We start from the raw sequence: 22,742 nt of genomic DNA, 5'->3' as shown, positions 1-22,742 counted from the left end.
CGCGGCAGCCGACGTGGTGCTCACGTTCGTACGGATGATCCCGCACGCTTTGTCACGAACGCCATGAGGCCCGCAGCAGCTAGGATGGCCGCGCTCGCGGCGAAGGTGCTCTGATAGCCGCTCATGTCGAACAGGAGACCGCCAATGGTTGCGCCCAAGGTGATCGCCAGTTGGATGGCGGCCACCATCAGTCCGCCGCCGGCCTCGGCATCGTCCGGCAAGGTCCGGGTTAGCCAAGTGTTCCAAGCGACGGGTGCTGGAGTGCCGAGCAGGCCCCATGCCCCAAGCAGGACTGCCGTTCCAGCAAGCCAGTTTCCGAAGGCGATCAGGGCAACGGCAATCCCTGCCATCGCGAGCGGAATGGCGATCATCACGCCATACATGCCGTTTGTCAGGAAGGATCCGATGAAGGTCGTCCCGACAAGGCCAGTGATGCCTAGAAGCAGCAAGATCAGCGACAGGGTCGGAACATTGACATGGGTCACCATCTCAAGGAACGGCCGCAGGTAGGTGAACAGCGCGAACTGACCCATGAAGAAGAGCGTGATCGCCATCATGCCGGCGGTCACTACAGGCCGGCGGAGCAGCTTGAACACATTGCCAGAGCCGGTGGGCCGTCCAGCGTGCATGGAGGGGAGCTTTGCCAGCAGCCAGACCAATGCGATGGCCGCCAGGGGCACCACGCAGAAGAAGGCTCCGCGCCACCCGATGTATCCGCCGAGAAAGCTCCCCAGTGGGGCCGCGACAATGGATGACAGTGCGGTTCCACCTTGCAGGATTGCCAGAGCACGAGGAACGCTATCCGCCGGCACCAAGCGCATGACTGCTGCGGCCGACATCGACCAGAAGCCGCCGATGGCGATGCCGAGTACCGCTCGTCCGAGCATGAGGATCGTATAGTTCGGAGCAAGGGCCACGACCGTTCCAGATACGATCAGCGAGAGGGCCAGCACGAGCAGGACGGTACGCCGATCCCATCGGGACGTCAGGCCCGAGATCGACAGGCTCGTGAGCACGGCGAAGATGCCGGAAACGGAAATCGCCTGCCCGGCTTGGCCTTCCGTCATGTGAAGATCGGAGGCAATGGGCGTCAGCAGGCTGACGGGCATGAACTCGGAGGCGACGAGCACCATGCAGCACAGCGACATGGCGAGAACCGCCCCCCATGCCGGAGAGCGGTCGGTGACCATGTCACAGGTTGAGGCGGTTCCAGCTGTCATCAATGTCTCACGATAGCGATTGGAGGCTGGAAGATAGGCTGTCCTCATGGGGCCGATTAGGTGCTAAGACCTGCATGAACCTATGAGTGGAGTTCATGAATGGCCCGCGAAAACATCAACGACCTGATCGCCTTCCTGGCTGTCGCGCGGGAGCGGAGCTTCACGAGGGCTGCGGCACAGCTCGGTGTCTCCCAATCGGCCCTGAGCCACACGGTGCGTGGCCTTGAGGAACGGTTGGGCGTGCGGCTTCTGACCCGGACCACCCGCTCTGTGGCGCCTACACAGGCAGGGGAGCGCCTGCTCCGGACGGCAGGCCCCAGGCTGGAGGAAATCGAGGCCGAGTTGGATGGATTGAGCGAGTTCCGTGAGAAGCCCGCTGGTACGATCAGGATCACGGCAGGCTACCATGTCACTGAGACGATCCTCTGGCCTAAGCTCCGGACATTTCTTGCCAACTACCCTGACATCAAGGTGGAGATCGCCCTCGAAGAGGGCCTGACCAACATCGTCGAGCAAAGGTTCGATGCGGGCGTCCGCCTTGGCGAGCAGGTTGCCAAGGATATGATCGCAGTGCGCATCAGCCCCGATGTCCGTTTCGCGGTGATCGGGGCACCGTCCTACTTCGCAGGCAGGCCGCGCCCCATGACCCCTCAGGACCTCATCGGTCACACCTGCATCAACCTGCGCCTTCCCACTTATGGCGGGCTTTACGCCTGGGAATTCGAGCGTGATGGACATGAACTTGCCGTCCGGGTCGAAGGACAACTCGTGTTCAACGGAATCTTCCAGGTCCTCAATGCCGCAGTGGATGGCTTCGGGCTCGCTCACGTCCCAGAGGATATCGCGCTGCCGCACATCGCCTCTGGACGTCTTGTGCGCGTCCTCGACGATTGGTGCCCGTCATGGACGGGGTACCACATGTACTACCCCAGCCGTCGGCAGTCCTCCCCAGCCTTCAACCTCGTTGTCGAAGCTCTGCGCCATCGGAGCTGAACGAGAAGGCCTAATTCTTCAATTTCATGCCAGATTGATGAGCTGAGCTCATAAGGGCATGCACTGCCACTCCGCTAATCCTCTGCCTTCCCGCTTGCTACTGTTTAACCGGAGCCAGGCATCGGCCTGAGCAGGAAAGAACAGAGAGACTGGCATGAACAAGCAGAACGGTCCTGAGAATATTGCAGCCCAAACCTCTGGCCTTGGTCGGCGCGACCTCCTGAAGCTGACCGGAGCTGGCGTCGCCGCGATTGGTGCGGGCTCGCTTTTAAATACTCCCAACGCAAAGGCACAGAATGTGTCAGGTGGATGGGACAAGGTTTTCCCGCGAAGCGCGAACGTTGATCACCAGAAGGTCACTTTCAAGAACCGCTACGGCATCACCCTGTCTGCCGATCTCTACCAGCCGAAAAACCGTGCCGGCAGGAGGCTGGCGGCGCTTGCCATCAGCGGTCCGTTCGGCGCAGTGAAGGAGCAGTCGTCAGGTCTTTATGCGCAGACCATGGCGGAACGCGGATTCATCACGCTGGCTTTCGATCCGTCCTTTACTGGAGAAAGCGGCGGCGAACCTCGCAATGTCGCCTCACCGGACATCAATACCGAGGACTTCAGCGCGGCAGTTGATTTTCTGGGCCTGCACTCATCCGTCGATCGCGAGCGGATCGGTGTTATCGGCGTTTGCGGCTGGGGCGGCATGGCATTGAATGCTGCTGCCGTAGACAAGCGCGTCAAGGCCGTTGCGGCCAGCACCATGTATGACATGACGCGCGTCATGTCCCGCGGCTACAACGATAGCGTGACCCTTGAACAGCGCACGCAAACGCTTGAGCAACTCAGCCGGCAACGTTGGCAGGATACAGAAAAGGGAACCCCGGCCTATGGTCCGGTATCCCTCGAACTGAAGGGTGGTGAACCGCAGTTCGTGGTGGAGTACGCCGACTACTATAAGACAAAGCGCGGCTTTCATCCGAGAGCGATCAACTCGAACGCCTCCTGGTCGCTCACGACTCCGCTGTCATTCATGAACATGCCGCTCCTGACCTACATCAAGGAGATAGCGCCGCGCCCGGTCCTGCTGATTCATGGCGAAAAAGCCCACTCACGTTATTTCAGCGAGACCGCCTATGCGGCTGCCGCGGAGCCGAAGGAGCTTCTCATCATCCCGGGTGCCAACCACACCGATCTGTACGACCGTGTCGATATGATTCCATTCGACAAGCTCCAGTCGTTCTTCGATCAACACCTCTCCGCGTGAGCGGCGAAATGGAGCCTAGGCCGTTTGGTTCAGGCTCCATCAAAGCGAGGAGATAACCGCATGCTGAAGTCGTTGCCGGGTGCCGCCTTAGGGCCTGTTGGCGTCTGATTTTGCCTCAGCTATGAAAGGAAGAAGCGAATGAAGAGCACAACCTTGCACAAACCCAGGGGCATCCGAGGACTAAGACTGCTAGCCGTTGCGGGCACTGCTGCTGTGGTCGCGCTGGCAACAGTCCTGATTCCGGTGCTACCTGCTACCGCGCATCACGGATGGCCCGGTTTTGAAACTGATCGCCTCGTCTACATCGCGGGAAGGGTCTCTTCGGATGGTGTCTGGGGCAACCCGCACTCGCAGTTCGATGTAACCCTGGACAGCAACCTGCCTGCCGACACTCCCGAACTGGCAATTCCAGAGCAGTTGCAAGATCCCGAGGACAGTGTTCGGGTCAAGGCCGCTCTCTCGTACAAGGGCCCCCACAAGGAACTGGAGGTCATCATCGCGCCGCCGGCTTGGTCGGGCCAGTGGGGCTTGGGCCGCCCGCTGAAGACCGGGGAGCGCTTCCAGGCGGTCGGCTACATCAATCGGACGAATGACGGTCTGTTTCGTCCCGTTGTGTTTTGGTACGGGGATGACAACGTGCCGGTAAACCAGGTGCTCGGCAACACGCTCCCGGTCCGAGCGCCGCTGCCGAAGTAGGCTTCCTCGACGGCTGTGAGCACCACCCTGGCCACCAGGTAGAAGCCGCAGTGCAAGACTCTGGGAATCCGATGTTGTGGGCGGTGTTCGTGCCAGCATCGCCGCAGTCAGTGCCAGCAGGTCCTCTACCTGCGCCCTCGCATCGGGCGGGATTGAACGGAGTAGCTTGAATTGCTCGACTCGTTGCTGATGCTGTTGCAGAGCTCTACGCTCGGCGAGACGGTGCGGAGTGGCCAGTACCTCTATCCCGTGCTCGAAGCCATCCACATCCTTGGGATCGCTCTTCTGGTCGGCCCGGCTTTCACCTTCGACCTCCGCCTGCTGGGCGTCGGACACCGCGCCGTGTCCGCAAACACGGCCGCGCTCTATCTGCTGCCCGTCTCACACATCGGCTTCGCCATCGCCGTTACCTCGGGCATCGCCCTGCTCAGTGCGCAGGCCACCGTGGTCGCTGGTGCCGGAGCTGCACCGTGGAAGTTCGGCCTGCTGGTCCTCGCTGGCCTCAACATACCGGTGTTCCACTACGGCGTTTACCGCCGCGTCGATGAGTGGACGGATGCCGCCGTGACCCCGGTCGCCGCCCGCATCGGAGCAGCAGTGTCACTGATCGCATGGACGGGCGTGATCCTCGCCGGAAGACTCCTCGCCTACACCTGACTTTCTGAGCTTTAAGATACCTTGGTCTGTAACGGAGTGCTCAACTCCGCCACGCGGTGTGCCGGCTGGGCCGCTGAGCGTCTCCACCTAGGGGCCAGCAAGGATATGTCTCCTTCTGGCACTAAGCGGAAATGCAGCTTTGGTCAGCAGCTGTATCCTCAGCAGACATCACGCGAAGCAGCTTAGTATTCTTCAGCCAGCATGAGGGTCATGACCCGGCAGGTGACGTTGGGGTCTGAGGGGTCGGGCGAGGCATATTGCAGGTCGAGGTCGTAGGCGTCGATCTTGAACATCACCACATGGCCTTCGACAGTGAGAGAGCCGAAGTCAGTGAAAATTCCGCCCTTTGATCCTGATCTCTGATTTGGAGTTTCGATCAGTCTGTTGAAGGACTGGCGTCGAAACATCCTTCGATCCTGGCTGTAATCTATCTCTGGTGCACATTTTCGCCTCATCGCCCCGACCATGTCGCAACCGCAACGGACTATCGCGATCTCCCACGCTGCGCAGCATGTCCCGCAGATCGAAGAATTGCTCGGCAACCACATGGATCACACCGCCTTCCTTCTGCACGCGGCCGCGACAGCCAATCATGCCGGATGACAGGATAAGCCCGCGCCGCTTCTCGAAGAGAGCAGACCAGATCACGATGTTGGCGACATCGGTTTCGTCCTCAACAGTCATGAACGTGACGCCCCTGGCCGATCCTGGCTTTTGGCGGACCAGAACCAGACCGGCAACGTTGACGCGCCTGCCATCACGAACGGCTTTCAAGTCTTCGCACGCGAGATACCGCTTCTCCCTCAACTCCTGGCGCAGGAAGGTTAGCGGGTGCTGGCGCAGGGTGAGACCTTTGGAGAGATAATCCTCCACAACCTCGCGCCCTTCGGTCATGGGAGCAAGCCGGACCTCCGGCTCGATGCTCTCAGGTCTGATCTCATGATCACGCTCGTCCGCCGCCGCGAATAGAGGCATCGTCTCATTTGACAATCCGCGAATTGTCCAGAGAGCATCGCGGCGGTTGACCCCCATCGAGCCGAAGGCATCGGCGTTGGCCAGGGCTTCCAGGCACGATACAGAAAGCCCGGCTCGCCGCCACAGATCCTCAATGGAGGAATAGGGAGAGCCGCCTCGCGCCAAGGGGATCATGCCGCCGTCAGTATTCGCCAGTCCCTTCGCCATGCGTAGGCCCAATCGAACAGCGAAGCGGTGCCGGTTACGGGTCGGCTCCAGGGTGCAATCCCAACGAGAATGATTGATGTCCAGGGGACGGATCTCGACCTCGTGCGCCTTGGCGTCGCGGACCAATTGCGCGGGAGCATAGAACCCCATGGGTTGCGAGTTGAGAATGGCACAGCAGAACACGTCGGGATGATGCCGCTTCATCCAGGACGATGCATAGGCAATCTTGGCGAACGAGGCCGCATGGCTCTCCGGGAAGCCGTAAGAACCGAACCCTTCCAGCTGCTTGAAGGTGCGCTCGGCAAAGTCCCGATCATATCCCCGACTGGTCATGCCTTGCACGAGCTTGTCGCGGAACTTGGTGACGCCCGCCGTCATCTTGAATGTCGCCATGGCGCGCCGGAGCTGATCGGCCTCTGATGGGGTGAAGCCCGCGCATTCAATGGCCACCCGCATGGCCTGCTCCTGGAACAGCGGAACGCCAAGCGTCTTCTTGAGCACCCGCTCCAGCTCTGGACGCGGATATTCCGGCTTCTCTTTGCCGGCTCGTCGCCGCAGATAGGGATGGACCATGTCACCCTGGATCGGACCTGGGCGAACGATGGCAACCTGAATCACCAGATCGTAGAATTTTCTTGGCTTCATGCGCGGCAGCATCGCCATCTGCGCCCGGCTTTCGATCTGGAAAGTGCCGATGGTATCGGCCTTCTGGATCATCGCGTAGGTCTTCTCGTCATCGAGAGGAATGGTGGCGATGTCGTAGGTCTGACCCTTGTGATCCCGCAACAGATCGAAGGCGCGGCGCATACAACCCAGCATGCCGAGCCCCAGCACATCCACCTTCATGAACTTGAGGATGTCGATGTCGTTCTTGTCCCACTCGATCACCTGCCGGTTCTCCATGGCAGCGGGCTCGATGGGAACGAGATCGTCCAGGCGATCCTGGGTCAGCACGAAGCCGCCTGGATGCTGGGACAGGTGACGCGGCGCGCCGATCAGCTCGGAGGCCAGTTCCAGGGTCATGCGCAGGCGCGGATCGTCGAGATTCAGGTTGAGCTCTTTCGCTTCCTTTTCCGTCACCCCATCCGTGCCCCAGCCCCAAACGAGGCCGGACAGGCCAGCCGTGACATCCTCGGGAACGCCCAGCACCTTGCCGACCTCACGCACGGCTCCGCGCGCCCGATAGGTCGAGACCACGGCCGTCAGGGCGGATCGGGTGCGGCCATAGGTGTCGTAGATCCATTGGATGACCTCCTCCCGGCGCTCGTGCTCGAAATCCACATCGATATCGGGAGGTTCACGCCGTTCTTGGCTGACGAACCGCTCGAACAGAAGATCGTGCTCGGTCGGATTGATGGCCGTGATGCCAAGCACGAAGCACACGGCGGAGTTGGCGGCCGATCCGCGCCCCTGGCAGAGAATGCCGCGGCTCTTGGCGAAGGAGACGATGGCATGAACCGTCAGGAAATACGGCGCGTAGTCCATCTCCTCGATCAGATGCAGTTCATGCCGGCACGTGGTCGCCACCACATCGGGGATGCCATCGGGATAGCAGCGGTGTGCTCCCTCCCAGGTCAGCCGTTCCAGCTTCTCCTGTGCCGTCTCCCCTGGCTCAGTCTCGGATGGATATTGATAGCGCAGTTCGTCCAGGGAGAACCGGCAACGGGATAGCACCTCGCCGATCCTGCGGAACGCTTCGGGATGGCGCTCGAACAGGCGGCGCATTTCCACCGGGTCCTTGAGATAGCGGTCGGCATGACGCTCCAGCCGGAAACCTGCTTCATCGATGGTGCAGCCCTGCCGGATGCAGGACACCACATCCTGCAATTTGCGGCGGGTGGGGTGGTGGTAGAGCACATCGCCCAGAGCCACGGTTGGAACACGGGCTATCTGCGCGGCCTGCTCGACATGGAAGAGACGCAGATGCTCGTTGGGGGCAAAACGCCGGATCAGGGCCATGTAGGCCCGGTTGCCGAATGTCTGCTTCAGGCGCTTCAGGTTCGCGGCCAGAACCTCATCGGCCTCGTCGCCCAACAGGATCGCCAGCAATCCCTCATTCCAAGCTGCTACATCCTCCCAGGTCAGAAAGCATTTGCCCTTGCCACCTCGGCTCTTACCGATGCTGAGCAGACGGCACAATCTTGAATAAGCCGCCCGGTCGGTCGGGTAGACCAGCATCGACGTGCCATCCGTCAGGTCCAGGCGGCAACCGACGATGAGGCGAACGCCCGCCTCCTTGGACGCTTCATAGGCGCGCACGATTCCCGCGAGCGAGTTACGATCCGTGACGGCCAGCGCATCGATCCCTAGCAACTTGGCCTGCTGAAACAACTCAGAGGGGCTCGATGCACCGCGCAGGAAAGAAAAATGGGTGGTGATCTGAAGCTCGGCATACATCAGCGCAAATGCTTTCGTTCAGTCCAAATGCCTTCGCTCAACCGAAGAACCCATGCATCCACCAACGCCCGCCTTCATCCATTGGTGCGTCGCGGAAGATCCAGAAGCGCCCGCCTTGATCCGTCTCGACGCGGTAGTAATCCCGCGAGGGGCCGTCCTTGTCACCCTGCCACCATTCCGGCGCGATCCGCTCCGGCCCATCGGCCTTATCGACCTGATGGCGAACCTTGCGCCAGATGAACATCACGGGGGGATGATCCGGCAAAAGCGCCGTTGCTCGGATGGATTCCGGTGGATCGAGCAGACGGGTCGGTCTCGGCAGGTTCCGGGGCCATGTCTCACCCCTCGGCGGCGCCAGAGCCGGGACGCGTCGGGTCATGCGTTCGGGCACATGCGATTGAGCGGGCACGAGACGATAGACATGCTCCGCGCCGAGTCGTGAGGCGAGGCGATCCACGAGACGGCTGAGATCGATGTCGGATGCACCACTATCCGCAATGCCTTGAGCCATCATCTGCATCTCAACCATGGCCTCGACGCGGCTGGCGATCAGAACGATCTCCTCGATGCCAAAGCCTGGATCGACCGTCTCAAGCTGATCATGGAACAGCTTTGCCAGATGAGCGTGGTCGCGGGTCGCCTTGGCGGTTCCGATCCGCAACGCCGCCCCTTTCTGATCGACGCGGCGGAAGACGAGATCGAGGCGGCGAACGCCTTCGCCGCGCTTCGCCAAATCCGCGCAAAGCGTTTTAGAGAGACGGTGCAGAACGTGCTTGATGTCGTCCAGGCGTGCGATGGATTCTGCGAAAGCGAGGGCCGCCAACGGTGTCTCCTCGGGGATGAGGGGCGTGATCGGCTCGAAGGCATGACCCATGGCCTGATCGAGCCTCAAGGCGGTTTCCTTGCCGAAGCGGCGCACCATGGGCGCGCGGGGCATCGCCGCCAGTTGCCCAATGCGGTCGATTCCTAAACGATGCATGGCTGCGGGAACATCTGGGCTTAAACGCAGGGCGTGAACCGGAAGGCTCGCAATCGCATCGACGGCACGGCCCGTGGGTACAATCATCTCGGTGCCATAGCGCGCTACGGCCCATGCGGTGCCGGGAGCATCCGCGACGGCGGCCAAGGCGGAAAAGCCCCGGCTTGTGAGACGACTTGTCAGATCCGACAGCAACTTCTCTTCACCGCCGAACAGATGAGCAGCGCCCGCAATATCGATCCACAATCCATCGGGAGGATCGAGGGCCACCACGGGGGAGTACCGGATTGCCCAGCGGGCAAGCTCTCGCAACGCGGCCTCATCCTCATCGGGCGTCGCATCGAAAACGTGCAGCTGCGGAATTTGCGCCTGAGCCTTTGCCAACGCCATGCCGGGACGAAGCCCACTCTTGTGCGCCGAAGGGCAGACGGATGCCAGGATACGCCGCGAGCCGGCCATGCTTACCGTCACCATCGGCTCATCGCGCGGCGGCCCTCCGCGCTTTCGTCTGATGCGGTCGGTCGGCCAGTTCGGAAGGTAGAGAGAGACGGCCCGTCGCATCACATGCCTCGACAACCCAGGAGCGCGGTTCCCCGCCACGGCAACGCAGGAGTTCGACCTGCCATCTTGCTCGACCCAAACCCGGAGCCGGTGGTGCATGAGATGTGAACGGTGAGATCCGCCAGCGCGTGACGGCGGCGGTCGGCAAGGCGGTGAGGTCTTTCTCCCTCACATTCCACCAACGGCGGATGATTAGGGCGGTGACACCGGATTCCTCGGCGGCTAATTGAAGACGCCGCGATGCGATCAGGCTGACCCGTGTCGCTTCACCGACGACGGCGGCGAGTCCCTTCGCATGCAAGCCCTCTTCCACGACGGGAAGAACATCACTCTCACGAAAGGTCTCGGCATACACGACGCGGTCAGGGTGCAAGCCGACGCTGGCAAGGCTGGGGGCAAAGAGATCACGTCTGTTGAGGCACCAAAGCACAGGGCCCCCAAGACGCGCCGCGATCCCCGCCACGAAGAGCGTTGACGCGCCCGCGAATTCCGCAGCGGCTCCGCTCTCCAACACTTCATGCAGGGCACCGCGTGCGAGCCCCGCACCCGGCAGATGATCATCGAGCACGGGAACATCGAAGGCGAGTATCGCCCTGGTCTTAGTCGCGCCACCGTGCCGGTCAATTTGCTGGCGGAGATCGGCAAGGATATGTTGTCGCCCGGTATGGCCCATACCTTGCCCTGATCGTTCGCTGCTGCGGATGTTCCTATTATGTTCTCAGTTGCCGCAGAGTCAAACAGCCGCCATCATGTCTGTCTGATTGTGGAAAAGGGGGCTCTAAAGACTTGATTTAGTTAAACTAAGTCTTACCCTTCGCCTGTGGATAGGGAGATTTATATTTTATAACGATGCAGTAATCGGAAAAATAAACGCCACGAGTTTAGTCTTATTAGTAAGCTCTTATCGTATAGCTCCACCAAAGATTGCAGTTAGGATACTTGAGATGCGCGGAGATAGTCTTTATCCGGGCCATCAATACTCCTCAGCGAGCATGAGAGTCATGACGCGGCAGGTGACGTTCGGATCCGTGGGATCGGGCGAGGCATATTGCAGGTCGAGATCGTAAGCGTCGATCTTGAACATCACCACATGACCCTCGACGGTGAGTGAGCCGAAGTCATGTTCGCCATAGGGATCGTTGTCGGGCGTGAATGCATCAAATGCCCGTACCGCCTGATTGATCTTGTGAATCATATGCGGTTCGAGGGCGGCGACACCGCGTGTCATGACAACCCGCCCTCCAATGCGATGTTGGCGGAGTCTATCGTTCAAGTCACGAACACGGGTGTCCGTTTGGCTATCGATCTGAGTCATGATGCGTTTTCCAATGTTGGTGTGCTGGTGATTGGCCCGCCCAGTGCGCCAAGCGTGGCGTTAAGGCCGCTGGCAGGGCCGCAGGGCGGCTTTGACGAGGCGGCGGCAGGTGACCCTCAGGGCGCGATTGTTCTGCCCTGAGGGCTCGCTTTTGGGTTACTTGCTGTTGGCCGGGTGCAGCAGGGCAATGTGCGGGGCTTTGCGCACGAAGGCGGCTTCATGCGGCCAGTCCCGCCATGCAAGCAGATACAGCCCTTCGACCTTCACCTCCTTGATGATGGCCTCGTACCAGCCTTCTCCCGGCGTCTCGTTGGCGAGCACGATGCTGCCCACCGCGAGGTAGGCCCAAGACCCGGCATCCGCCTTCGGCCCCTCTGGCGTCGTCGCCTTGCCCCCGCCTTTGCTTGTCTTGGCCGCGTCGGCATTGAGCGCGGCCTCGATCAGGGCCGGATCGATCTCAGGCACTTCACCGCCCATCGCGGCCAGCTGCGCATAGAGCGTCCGGTTGACGAAGGGCACGAAAGCCTTGCCGCTCTCGAACACCCGGCCTTGCGGCAACCGACCCGCGAGCTTCTTCTGCTCGTCGGTGGAAAGCCGCAGGATCTTCATTTTCATGAGCCCTGCGGCTTTCTCGGCCAGCGGCGCATCGGCCTCATCGAACCAGGAGGCATGAGGCTTGCCGGTCTCATCCAGCCCGAACACGATCAGGGTAGCGGCAGCAGCTTTATCCTCGATGGGCTTATCGACCATCAGGCCCTCCATCAAAAGCGAAGGGGGCCAGAGGCCCCCGTGTCGATGGTTCAGATGATGTTTGCGGCAGTGCCATCAGGCGTATTTGCCATGGCCAAAGCGGCCTTGAATGGGGTGTCATGATCGACCTCATGGGTTTCATCAAACCAGGGCGTGACTGCCCTGATGGGCCTCATCATATAGGATTATAAGCCTATAGTCAAGCTTGGCGTGCAACAAGGGCTTCAGGCCCGGTTTTGCTCTATTCTCAAGGCGAGACGGTCGCAGGTCTGATGAGCCGGGCAATGGATGTTCCGGCAGCGGACCGTGTCATCGATCCGGTTGCCGTTGCAGATGTCGAGGCCATTCCCCGCGCAGAAACGCCACAGTGCAGATTGGACGAAGCGTGGAAACACCTTTGGGAAGGACGGGTTGAAGGCTCGGGCATCGATCCGCTCGGCCAGTTGTTTGATGAGACCGGCGCAGCCCCTTGGGCCATAACAATCGGGTCCGAACTCATGCAGGGCATCGAAGCGATGCAGCACGCCCGTCCTATGCAAGAAGTTATGCACCAGGGTGTCCACTGCGATCATGTGGGTTCCTGTGGTCACCCACCGCTCCCGGCTCGGATCTCCGCAGAGCAGCAGATCGGCCAGGGTCATCGACAGCACCTTGTACGACACGCCGAAGATGTGGCTCATGGGATGGAGCAGCGCGTTGCGCATCGCTTCCGCACGGCCGGGCTGTCCCGGTCCGATGTCCGCTCTCTCCAGCCGGTGATCAATCCAACCAATAAGATCGCTATCGCAGATATCGCGGATGAACAGGAACAAGCTGTAGGCGGCTTGGTTCAAACGCCCGTTCCGCAAGGGATGTCGGGGCAAGGTACAGCGATGAAGCAGATGCGGTTCCGAGCAGGTCCAGGCCGATTTCTCGAAGCGGCAGCGGTGGAAGTGCCAGTAGCTCGTCAGACGCCAGCACTCGGGTTCATCGAACAGGGCAGTCTCGATTTCGTGCCAGCGTACCGATCCGCGTTCGGCAGCGTAGGCAAACGCCACCGCATCCGAGATACCCTGGAGCTGGAACAGGCTCATCAGCCAATCGAAGATCGGTCCGCTGTCTCGACGAGCGACCGCCTCCTGAATGCCTGCATTCGATAAGCTGGCGGCGATGTCATCCAGAAAGCTTGATGGGGCCAGGATCAGAGTCGGGCGGGTGACCGTCTCGAAGTGCCTCCATGCCTGCCCTTCACTCTTGCCCACTCGCCAGACCGTTGTTTTACGCCAATTTGAAAGGGCGTACCCCGCGCGCAATAGGGCGTGTCAATATCGACGCGGATTATGCCTAGCGTTTTGGCCTGCGACCGCTCTTTAGCGGTTTGAGATCTCCAGCATTCGCCGGTAGCGGCAGTAGGAATTCGGAAATATCTATCGACAGAGCCTCGGCAAGTCGGTCCAACAGATCGATAGATGGATTGAAGTCCTCGCGCTCGATCCCGCTGATTGTCGTGCGGTCAACGTCAGCATCGACCGCGAGATTTTCCTGAGAAACCTCACGTTCGACCCTGATCCGCCGAAGATTCCACGCGACACGCGCCCGCCCATCCATGGGCGGCAAGCAACCAGCTTGCCTCTATTTAAACCATCGAATATATTCGACATATTATAGCTTTCAGAACCTAAGCCTCTCCGGCAGAAGGATTTTCCATGACGACAATCTTAACGGTTGGCGAAGACGTTCGCGTGAATGCGTCAACCGCCCATCGGGCCGAAAGCCCTCACATCGCCAGGTTCACGGACGGTAGCACCCTCATCGCCTGGTCCTCGGATGGCCGCGACGGATCGGGCAAAGGCATCTTCTTCCAAAAGCTCAATGCCTCCGGCCAGCCGGTCTTCACGGATGACCGCCTCGGCAATGTGGGCGACACCCCAGGCGACCAGATCCTGCAGGATGTCACCGCTTTGGGCGACGGCGGCTGGCTCATCACCTATCTCACCGGCTCCACCCTTCGCCAGATTCGCTTCAATCCAGATGGCAGCGTCAAGAGCGGCGCTCCCGTCAATGTCTCCAGCGATAAGCCGATCCTCGATGCCAGGACCGAACGTCTCGCGGATGGTGGCTGGGCCGTGGTCTGGTGGGCCAGCGGCAATGCCCTCAAGCAGGGCGACCTCTACATGCAGCGGTTTGCCGCCGACGGCACCCGCCTTTATGCCACGGATCGCCCCGTCAACGTCGTCACGGATGGCAATCAGGCCGAGATCGACCTCGTGGCCCTGCCCGGTGGTGGATGGGTGGTGACCTGGGTGTCCCTCAATCAGGCTGGAGCCGGATCGTCCTATGACGTCTATCTCCAGCGATACGATGCCTTCGGTAATCCTGCCTCATCCTCGGACATCCGCGTGAACCGCGACATCGACCGGGACCAGTTCGACCCCAAGGTCACGGCGCTCAAGGATGGCGGTTACGTGGTGACATGGTCGTCCTTTGGCACGGACGGCTCCATCGATGTCTACCAGCAACGTTATGCGTCCAATGGAACGAGCACCTGGACGACTGATAAGCGCGTCAACCTCTCGACCCCAGGCAGCCAAACCCAGGCGACCGTCACGGCGATGGACGATGGCGGATGGATCGTCACGTGGCAATCCTCGCAAGTAGGCCATGAGGGCACCTATCAGCAGCGATACGATGTCAACGGCAACGCCCTGTATGCGGCGGACCTGCGGATCGGTCCAGCGGGCACGACGCCCTGCATCGAGAGCACCGGCGATGGCGGCTGGATGGCAGTGCTGGAGAGCGGCTCCAACATCGTCCAACGGCATTACACGCCTGGAACCGCTCTCACGGCTGGCAAGGACATCGCCACCGGCAGGGACGGAGCCGATTGGCTCCAGGTCGAGGACGGCGGCTTGAGCCTTGGCGACAGCATCCAGGGGGGAGGTGGATTCGATACGCTGGTTTCCATGGGCGGCACGCTTGATCTGACCCAGCCCGCGATCCTCACCGGCATCGAAGCCATCACCGGATCGGAAGGGGCAGACATCGTCATCGCCAATGTGGAGCGACTGACCGGAATTGTCGGCTTTGACGGAAAGGGGGGCGTGGATGAACTCAGGCTGGAGGTCGGCACCTACGATCTGCGCGGCAAAACCTTCGTCGCCTGGGAGGCGATTAGCCTTGGCGGCGATGGGATCCTGACCTTCGACAGCAAGCTCTGGGCCCTGCTCAGCCATGCGGTAGTCGGATCGACGGCAAGCATTGTCCTCACCGCCGATGCCTTCACCAAGGCGGAACGGGCTTTGCTCAAGAGCCGGGGCTTTACCACCATCATTGACAGCAATGGGACGGAGCTGCCGAACGAGGCTCCAAGCCTGGACGCCCCCGCCTCGGTCACCAAGGTCAGCGATACCGATGGGGCACTGCCCTTCGCCCATGTCTCGCTTGCTGATGCCGATGGCGACATACTGACCGTGACCATTACCCCCGATAGCCCCGCCAAGGGCAGCCTGAAGGCCCCTGCGGGCGTCACGGGCAGCTTTGACACCCTAACCGGCACCCTGACCCTCACCGGCACCCCGGAGGCGCTTACAGCCGCGCTTCGGGCGGTGACCTTCGATCCCATGGATCGGCCCACGTCTGTCGCTGGATCCGTTGAGGCCACCAGCTTTACGATCTCGGTGACGGACGGCAACAGCGATTCGATTACGACGACAGGCATCATGGTGGAGGCAACCGCCGCCAATCGGGCTCCGGCCGATATCGGCCTCACCGGAGCGAGTATCGAGGAACTGTCCGTCACTGGCACCGTCATCGGCACGCTCTCGACCCAGGACACCAACGCGGGCGAGATCTTCAGCTATACCCTGACCAACAATGCGGGTGGACGCTTCTCTCTTGCAGGCAACAAGCTCGTGGTGGCGAACGGATATGCCCTCGACTTCGAGCAGGCAGCCTCGCATCGCGTCACAATCAAATCCACGGATCGCATGGGCGCCAGCATCGAGAAGAGCTTCATCGTTCAGATTACCGACCGAGCCGTTGAGATCGTGACCGCTCCCGATAGCGGCGTGAAGCTGGTCGGTGGGCGCAACAGGGATGTTCTCATCGGCGGCAGAGGCAGTGATACCCTGGCAGGCGGGCTCGGCAACGATACCCTCAAGGGCCATGCCGGGAAGGATATCTTCGTGTTCGACACCAAGCCGAACCGGAAGACCAACGCCGACAAGATCCTCGACATCAATGTGCGGGACGACACGATCCATCTCGACAACGCGATCTTCAAGAAGCTCGGCAAGGCTGGCAAGCTGAAGGCGGCGTACTTCACCATTGGCGAGCAGGCCAAGGACAAGAACGACTACCTGATCTACAACAAGACCAAGGGCACCCTGTCCTACGATGCCGATGGATCGGGCAAGGTGGCTGCGATCCTCATCGCCACCTTGCCCAAGAAGCTCAAGATGACCGCAGCCGACTTCTTCGTGATCTGATAAATGGGAAAGGGTGGACCGAATTATTCCGGTTCACCCTCAAGTTTAGAATTTCCTATGCCGCTTTTTCAAGCGTCAGATAATGCGCATAGGATTGGCTTTGCGGGACCCGAACCGAAAATTTTAGTTCGTCCTCAAGCGCCTTGGAGCTGCAAAGCCACCACGAGTTGTCCTCGAACACCTCGACGAAGTTCACCGCATAGTCGCCGCTTTGCTGAAGGAAGACCCATACCAAGATACGGTTGGCGTGCTCGAATGTGACGTGGCCAGAGACTGCCATTTCATCAGCGACGCGGCAGGCGAAGCGGACCAAGGCTGGCGCACATCGCATCTGAGGTGACTTTTGCTTCTTCCCGTATGGGGTCGCCATCATCGTGAGCAGATCGAAGAGAATGGTGCCACGCAGATTGTCCGTTCGGCCCAGGATTCGGCCTGCATCAAGACCATTCGGGATTTCCTTCAGAAGGTTCAGAACGAGCGCAACGGCCGGGACGGGATAAGAGGACGGAAGCATGTAATTCCGATAGAAGTCGGTGAGAGTCTGGTAGAGTTCAGATTCCGTTGTGATGGATTTCTTAGACATTTGATTTTTCCTATGAAGATACTGCGATGGTGCAGGCGGATATCCGATCCGCACCCGCCTGCTTTTGTTTACGTGTTATTGTCTTCGATGAGCGACTGGTCGCCCTTAAGCCTGTCGAGACACGGGATAAGCGCGCAGGCGATCCTCATAGAAGCAGAGCCATCGCACCCGGCCCTCACGCGGGAAACCAGACACGGCAATCTGAATCTCCCGCTTTCCGTTATTCGCTTGATGCAGAAGCCCTTTCTCAACGAAGAGATCGAGCAAAGCAGCACGTAGCGGACGTGAGGATGCCAGAGGCTTTAATCGGGCTGGATCGACGACTACAAATATCCGACCTTCCTTCACTTTGCGGCGAAAGCCCCAAGCCGTTTCACGCTGAGTCTCAGGCAGCGGCTCTCCTTTGGAAAGAATAGGGAAGCATCCATGATCGAGAGCATTGGTCAGTTGTGCTACAAAGACGTCTCCAACCTCATGGGTAGCGCGAAGTGCTTTCAACGCGGACTTGTAGGCTCTCTGAACGGACTCTCTTGCATGATCTTCTGTCCATGGCGCGACCCTGCAATGTACGGCCAGAACCATTCCGGCGAGGACGATCCCAAATTTCCTGGCGAACCGCTGCTCCCAGGGATCGCGGCCAACTTTCTCATTGATCAAGAAGTCTTCGATCACTTGCTTCGCCTCACGCGAAGCAGGCTCCCAATTGTTGATGAGAGATTCAATGTAAGGCCGCAGGGCTACTCCATGATGATCACGGATGGTCGCCTCGATTTGCTCCGCGTAGTCCGAGGCCCTATTGAGATTCTCAGCGTCGAGGCAATCGAAGATACCCCGCCTACCATTTGGAAGAGCGATATCGATATGCCGGGTTCTCTCACCATCCTCCCGCTGACGTGTCGCCCCTGTCTCCAGCGGCACCTCTCCTGTGGTCAAGCCGAAAGCGCGCCATTTGATATTGGGAAGATGCAGTGAGACCGAACGTGACCGGACCGCACCCTGTCCTCCTGGGATCATGAAGGCGAGATTGCGCTTCTGAGCATCTGTAACCCGCTTCCCACCGCTACCTCGACCCTCTTCGTCCAGAACTAGCATTCGATCATTGCGCTCGAAGCATAGTTCCTCCAGACCACGCGGTGTGATCGCATAGGTCGCGACATCGTTCTTTGCTGCTCTCGCAAAGACCGATTGGCTGGCACGGCACACCGTGCTCTTGCCGCGTGACGACCGGGCGTGGAAGTTGAAGACGGCGCCCTCATCCTCCCCGAGAAGGTGGAGAAGCGGAGCAGCGAATGCAACGCCAATACCGAAGCTAAGATAGCTCGATCCAGCACATGCTTCCTTGAGACCCCTTCTCCACGACTTCAACGCACCGGAAGCGCAATCAACTGGATTGTCTCCTTGAGTGGTCGGCTGAAGAACGAGATCTTGCTGCTCTCCAACTGTCCAGTAGCGGGTGACGAATGTCCTGCCGTGCCACCCTCCCCGCCTGGTGTGACGCTGGTTTCGGGCGGGCTCTTCATTGAGGGCTGCCTTGATCAGCGCCAGAGCTTCATCCTTCTGGCCGGAAAGGTTGGCTCCAGCGTCGAGCAGCTTCGTATGAATGAGGGATGGGGTCGTGGCCGCAGAGCGCGGGATCACGATACTCTGGCGTACACCGCTAACGGACTGGAATTCCAATTCGATGTCGTATCGGGCCTCATCGATATGGTGGATAAGGGTCTTGTAGACGAGAGACGGTTGGCCCGTAAGATTGTTCCTATCACCGTTATTCATATGCGTGGACGTCATTTTTTGTTATCCTATTTGGATGTTTAAATCGAAGTGAGCAGTTGAACTGCTCACTTGGTTTTCAAGGCAGCCGGTCGCGTTCGGTGTGGCGGTAAGCCATCCCGTGGTGCAGTTCACACCATTTTGGGAATTGGGCCTTTGGGGCCTGTGAGCCTGTATCGACCGGCCTGTTGGCCGATGTTTACGCGACAGACCTCATGGGTTTCAGCCGTAGGCCCTGAGGGATACGAACGAACTCGATGTCACGCAGGATCAAGCGGTCGTAGAGACCAATGCGATCCAACAGGACAGCCAGTTCGACCTTTTGCCATGCCCGCAAAGGACGATGGCGCGTGTTGCGGCGGGAGATTGTTTTCCCGTTGGAGTCTTTCACTGCGGGGATGATTTCCCTGCGGGAGAAGTTTCCCTTGAAGGCATAGGCGACACCCCGAAGATCGCCATCGTAACCGTAGACGTTGACTGGTTTTGGAGCATCGACAGTACGAGCAAAGAATGCTCGTAGAGCACGACTTCCTTGTTCGACTGAACAGCCATCGGCAAACGCCCAGAAGTGGATCGCCAACCGGGTTCGTGAAGGAAGACCTTCCACCTTGAACTCGTTGTAGCAAAAGTCCGCTGCACCGAAGACCATGGGAAGACCTGCTTCACGACACCCTTTGGCAAACCGCCTAAACGCATTTTTCGGATTGGAGGTCATTGGAGACTCCTTGAAGCCGAGACCGCCTTCGTGGGAATGATCGACAGGATCTTAAACCGACTACCCTCGACGCCTGGACAATGGAGTAGCTGCTCACCTGCAATCACCAACCATCGTTGGAAGGCACGGATACAGCATGGACACGCACCGCTGTGGCAGCGATTACCGTCCTGGCATCGCTCCAACCGAGTGAAGACACTGGTAGCATCCTCACAATGTGAACCATGCTTACGCAGACATTTCACAAGCTTCCTGCGCTCGTTCTCTGCTTCAAAGGCTGTCTTGCAGGGTTTACGCTTCTGCCCCTCAACCCAATGTGGCGGACCATCGCCATACAAACCTTCCTCGCTGAGGATTTCGGCAATGAGGCCGTCTTGGTACGGCGGACGAACCTGAAGCACCCCACGGAAATAACGGGAATGGAGACTGCTCATGCCATGCCTCCCATCGTCTGCGATGTAGAGGTTTGAAGGTGGCGACTGCGCCATTCGTGCAGAGAAGAGAGCGGGTAGCGGATCGAGCCGCGCAAGCCCGGTCCTTTTTGGAAAGCAGGGCCGATCCCCATTACTCGCCAATTTTCCAAAGTCTTAGGCTTAAGCCCAAGGACGCGCGCAGTCTCAATGGTCGTTAATGCTGGATCGTCGGTTAAATTTGGGGAACCGCCGGTGTAGGCGCAATGTGCTAGAGGTGGAGCGTAACGCATGAGGTCATCCTAAGGCGTTCGGTGTGACCGAGCGATCACTTGATTAACCGAAGCTGACCTAGGATTACTGGAAGACCTCTCAAACGAGTCCAGCACAGCGCCTGGTGACAACGTTGATCATGATTTTCTCATATAAATCAATGATATACCTCACTGCTCAATCGAAATTAGTCCTCTATTGAATCAACATCAGAGCTATAATCTTCAAACGCATCATACACATAATCACCAAGTCGTACTGTGGGAATCTCCTTGCTAATTAGAGAGTCCGGAAATACGGGCAGGCGAATATTTTTTTGAGCCTTTGGATGCAGCCGGCGCGACAATTGTTCACCTACCCACTTTGCCTGTGCGAACAGGTCATGAATTGTCGAGATATCTTCAGCTAGCGTATCTACCCTTGTGCTGAAATCTACATCCCGAGGGTCCAGCAGCAAGTCCCGCTCCATATGGTGATACATAACATACAATAATGACGAGGCGCTTCTATGAAGCGTCCATTGCTTGATGAAATATCGGCGCGAAAAATGCGCCCAATGCGAGAACCCTTCTTTCATAAGAAAGAAATAAGCTTTTTGTAAACTAGCTTGCTGCCTCTTATCATTACTTCTCGGCGCATACCATAATAGGAATTTTATCGCATCGGCGATGTATGGATACTCGTGATAATCATCTCCATACTCAGCAAACAACTCAAACTCTGGATAATCTGAGGTCGGCAAGATGCCATGCAGTGCATCTGTCAAACATCCAATCTTAATGACTCTCTGAAGAAGTGCAGCTTCGCCCGAAGGCAATTCAGAAAGATTAGCATCTCTACGTTTGACACTGAGATAACTGAGACAACCAGCCATACAGGCTACGTCATAAGCCACAGGCTGACCGGAGAAGCGCAGCCACATTGCCAATCGAATCACGAACTCTTGCCGAAGGAGCGGTGCCGCCTCTAAGTCAGCATGCAACAGACCAGCAACAACATCATTAATGTGCATTGAAAACCCTGATTACGATTCGATCAGAGCGTCATATTATTGCTTTATCGGTCTAGCAGCTATCTCGAAGCCTAGCCTTTTCGAGTGGTCACCATATGGTCACCACAGCTCGGCGAGTATCTAACCTGCGACTGCTAAGTGCCTGATTTAAATGGTACAGCCGCCCCGGCTCGAACGGGGGACCCCCAGATCCACAATCTGGTGCTCTAACCAACTGAGCTACGGCTGCACGCAGCGCAGGGTGTAATCGCCCCTGGGACGGATTTCAAGGCCTTTTGGGGTCCTGCCCCCGAAAACGATGACGGCGGGCGCTGGGCCCGCCGCTTGCATGGGTTTCGCTCGGGTTCAGCTTACTCGGCGGTGGCGCCGGCGGCCTTGAGGACCGGGGTCCAGCGGGCCACCTCGGAATCCACGAGCTTCTGGAGCGCTTCCGGGCTCCGCTCCGAGGCGGTGGGGAGCACGGCGCCGAGGTCCAGAAGACGCTTCTTGGTGGTCTCGTCGTCCAGGGCCTTCAAGAGAGCATCGTTCAGCTTCTTGACGATGTCGGGCGCTGTGCCCTTCGGGGCGAAAATGGCGTTCCAGGCACTCACCTCGTAGCCGTCCAGACCGGCCTCCTTCGTGGTCGGCACGTTCGGCAGGGCGGGCGAGCGCTGGGGCGTGGCGATCGCGAAAGCCTTGATATTGCCCCCCTGGATCTGCGGGGCCACGTTGACGATCTGGTCGGTCATGTAGTCGACCGTGTTGGCCATGAGGTCGTTGAGGGCCGGGCCGGTGCCGCGATAGGCCACCATGGTCGGCTTGGCCGCCAGAACCGAGCTCAGATAGATGCCGGTCATGTGCGAAACGGAGCCCACGCCCGCATGGGCCATGTTCACCTTATCGCCGTTCTTCTTCATGTATTCGACGAAGCCCTTGAGATCGTTGGCCGGGAAGTCCTTCTTGGCCACGATCAGGATCGGCGTGCCGGCGGCGAGGCCGATGGGTGCGAAGTCCTTGGTGGGATCGTATTTCAGGTTCGGGTAGAGGGCCGGCGCGGCGCCGTGGGTGCCCATATGGCCCATCATGATGGTGTAACCGTCAGGCTGGGCCCCCGCCGCGCGGGTGATGCCGGTGGTGCCGCCGGCGCCGGCAACGTTCTCGACCACGATCTGCTGTCCCAGGGTGCGGGACATGTTCTCGCCGACGATCCGCGCAATGACGTCCGTGGGGCCCCCCGCCGCGAAGGGCACGATCATGGTGATGGGACGCTGCGGATAGTTGCCTTGGGCCTGAGCGCCCGTGGCGGCAAGGCCAACGGCCGCCGCGAGGGCCAGAAGGGTGGCTTTCATTATGGTTCTCCCTGGAAAGGTTATGGCGTTATCTGAGAAGGTTTCAGGTCTCGGGCAATTATCACTTCGGTGAACACGGCCCCACTATTCCGTGAACACCTCGTCCCGTCCTTTTCGGATGGTTGGGAGGAGGGCGAGGACGAGGAGGATGATGGCGACGATGAGCAGTCCGGCGCTGAC

20 protein-coding genes and 1 tRNA gene are annotated in these 22,742 nt (G+C 59.3%); 5 read left to right on the top strand and 16 right to left on the bottom strand.

Annotation, left to right across the window (positions count from 1 at the left end; translation table 11 throughout):
- Positions 1 to 20: 20 nt before the first annotated feature.
- Entirely contained in the window at positions 21 to 1,220 is a 1,200-nt protein-coding gene (locus ILT42_RS21135; RefSeq protein ID WP_204217985.1) for an MFS transporter, read from the bottom strand.
- Positions 1,221 to 1,319: 99 nt separating this feature from the next.
- Here ILT42_RS21135 and ILT42_RS21130 point away from each other — a divergent pair, with 99 nt between their 5' ends.
- From ILT42_RS21130 to ILT42_RS21115, 4 genes are all read left to right on the top strand, one after another.
- Positions 1,320 to 2,213 carry a LysR family transcriptional regulator gene (locus ILT42_RS21130; RefSeq protein ID WP_204217984.1) on the top strand — a complete coding sequence of 298 codons (894 nt, stop codon included), beginning with the start codon at positions 1,320 to 1,322 and terminating at the stop codon, positions 2,211 to 2,213.
- A 154-nt stretch (positions 2,214 to 2,367) separates the two neighbouring features.
- A complete protein-coding gene (locus ILT42_RS21125; protein ID WP_204217982.1) occupies positions 2,368 to 3,468 on the top strand; it encodes an alpha/beta hydrolase in 1,101 nt (366 codons plus the stop codon).
- A gap of 138 nt (positions 3,469 to 3,606) precedes the next feature.
- Positions 3,607 to 4,164, top strand: coding sequence for a hypothetical protein (locus tag ILT42_RS21120; protein ID WP_204217980.1), 558 nt, complete (start codon positions 3,607 to 3,609; stop codon positions 4,162 to 4,164).
- Between the two features lie 171 nt (positions 4,165 to 4,335).
- Positions 4,336 to 4,821, top strand: a complete 486-nt coding sequence (locus ILT42_RS21115; protein WP_204217974.1) for a hypothetical protein — start codon at positions 4,336 to 4,338, stop codon at positions 4,819 to 4,821.
- A 182-nt stretch (positions 4,822 to 5,003) separates the two neighbouring features.
- On the opposite strand, the gene ILT42_RS21110 is transcribed toward ILT42_RS21115, so the two are convergent.
- The 8 genes from ILT42_RS21110 to ILT42_RS21075 all read right to left on the bottom strand — a co-directional run bounded on the left by ILT42_RS21110 (position 5,004) and on the right by ILT42_RS21075 (position 13,592).
- Positions 5,004 to 5,114 (bottom strand): DUF3768 domain-containing protein, encoded by a 111-nt coding sequence (locus ILT42_RS21110; RefSeq protein WP_204217972.1) that lies wholly within the window; start codon positions 5,112 to 5,114, stop codon positions 5,004 to 5,006.
- Positions 5,115 to 5,148: 34 nt separating this feature from the next.
- The gene (locus ILT42_RS21105; protein ID WP_204217970.1) at positions 5,149 to 8,400 is read right to left on the bottom strand and encodes an error-prone DNA polymerase; all 3,252 of its coding nucleotides are present in this window, start codon (positions 8,398 to 8,400) and stop codon (positions 5,149 to 5,151) included.
- 37 nt (positions 8,401 to 8,437) lie between these two features.
- Positions 8,438 to 9,853, bottom strand: a complete 1,416-nt coding sequence (locus tag ILT42_RS21100; RefSeq protein WP_229428842.1) for a Y-family DNA polymerase — start codon at positions 9,851 to 9,853, stop codon at positions 8,438 to 8,440.
- A gap of 4 nt (positions 9,854 to 9,857) precedes the next feature.
- On the bottom strand, positions 9,858 to 10,613 hold the full coding sequence (locus tag ILT42_RS21095) for an ImuA family protein (RefSeq protein WP_204217967.1): 756 nt from the start codon (positions 10,611 to 10,613) through the stop codon (positions 9,858 to 9,860).
- A gap of 300 nt (positions 10,614 to 10,913) precedes the next feature.
- Positions 10,914 to 11,255 (bottom strand): DUF3768 domain-containing protein, encoded by a 342-nt coding sequence (locus ILT42_RS21090; RefSeq protein ID WP_204217965.1) that lies wholly within the window; start codon positions 11,253 to 11,255, stop codon positions 10,914 to 10,916.
- 156 nt (positions 11,256 to 11,411) lie between these two features.
- Positions 11,412 to 12,005, bottom strand: coding sequence for a hypothetical protein (locus tag ILT42_RS21085; protein ID WP_204217964.1), 594 nt, complete (start codon positions 12,003 to 12,005; stop codon positions 11,412 to 11,414).
- A gap of 224 nt (positions 12,006 to 12,229) precedes the next feature.
- Positions 12,230 to 13,246: a hypothetical protein gene (locus tag ILT42_RS21080; protein ID WP_204217962.1), complete on the bottom strand. Its 1,017-nt coding sequence runs from the start codon at positions 13,244 to 13,246 to the stop codon at positions 12,230 to 12,232.
- A gap of 82 nt (positions 13,247 to 13,328) precedes the next feature.
- Entirely contained in the window at positions 13,329 to 13,592 is a 264-nt protein-coding gene (locus ILT42_RS21075) for a helix-turn-helix transcriptional regulator (RefSeq protein ID WP_204217960.1), read from the bottom strand.
- A gap of 98 nt (positions 13,593 to 13,690) precedes the next feature.
- Between ILT42_RS21075 and ILT42_RS21070 the strand changes: the two genes are divergently transcribed.
- Positions 13,691 to 16,471, top strand: a complete 2,781-nt coding sequence (locus ILT42_RS21070) for a hypothetical protein (protein ID WP_204217959.1) — start codon at positions 13,691 to 13,693, stop codon at positions 16,469 to 16,471.
- Between the two features lie 55 nt (positions 16,472 to 16,526).
- Here the strand turns inward: ILT42_RS21070 and ILT42_RS21065 are convergent, their stop codons facing one another.
- The 7 genes from ILT42_RS21065 to ILT42_RS21035 form a co-directional block, all read right to left on the bottom strand.
- Complete coding sequence (locus ILT42_RS21065) at positions 16,527 to 17,054, bottom strand: hypothetical protein (RefSeq protein ID WP_204217957.1); 528 nt, start codon at positions 17,052 to 17,054, stop codon at positions 16,527 to 16,529.
- Positions 17,055 to 17,159: 105 nt separating this feature from the next.
- Complete coding sequence (locus ILT42_RS21060) at positions 17,160 to 18,842, bottom strand: DUF927 domain-containing protein (RefSeq protein WP_204217955.1); 1,683 nt, start codon at positions 18,840 to 18,842, stop codon at positions 17,160 to 17,162.
- 181 nt (positions 18,843 to 19,023) lie between these two features.
- Entirely contained in the window at positions 19,024 to 19,539 is a 516-nt protein-coding gene (locus ILT42_RS21055) for a hypothetical protein (RefSeq protein WP_204217947.1), read from the bottom strand.
- A gap of 430 nt (positions 19,540 to 19,969) precedes the next feature.
- Positions 19,970 to 20,242 carry a helix-turn-helix domain-containing protein gene (locus tag ILT42_RS23320; protein WP_204217945.1) on the bottom strand — a complete coding sequence of 91 codons (273 nt, stop codon included), beginning with the start codon at positions 20,240 to 20,242 and terminating at the stop codon, positions 19,970 to 19,972.
- A 167-nt stretch (positions 20,243 to 20,409) separates the two neighbouring features.
- Positions 20,410 to 21,234: a hypothetical protein gene (locus tag ILT42_RS21045; protein WP_204217943.1), complete on the bottom strand. Its 825-nt coding sequence runs from the start codon at positions 21,232 to 21,234 to the stop codon at positions 20,410 to 20,412.
- A 152-nt stretch (positions 21,235 to 21,386) separates the two neighbouring features.
- A tRNA-His gene (locus tag ILT42_RS21040) sits at positions 21,387 to 21,463 on the bottom strand.
- A 121-nt stretch (positions 21,464 to 21,584) separates the two neighbouring features.
- Complete coding sequence (locus ILT42_RS21035; RefSeq protein ID WP_204217942.1) at positions 21,585 to 22,562, bottom strand: tripartite tricarboxylate transporter substrate-binding protein; 978 nt, start codon at positions 22,560 to 22,562, stop codon at positions 21,585 to 21,587.
- Between the last annotated feature and the right edge of the window lie 180 nt (positions 22,563 to 22,742).

Source organism: Microvirga pudoricolor (assembly GCF_016892705.1).
In the GTDB taxonomy this organism is placed as follows: domain Bacteria; phylum Pseudomonadota; class Alphaproteobacteria; order Rhizobiales; family Beijerinckiaceae; genus Microvirga; species Microvirga pudoricolor.
The sequence above is the reverse complement of the archived record's forward strand: the minus strand, read 5'-3'. Positions and strand labels throughout refer to the sequence as shown.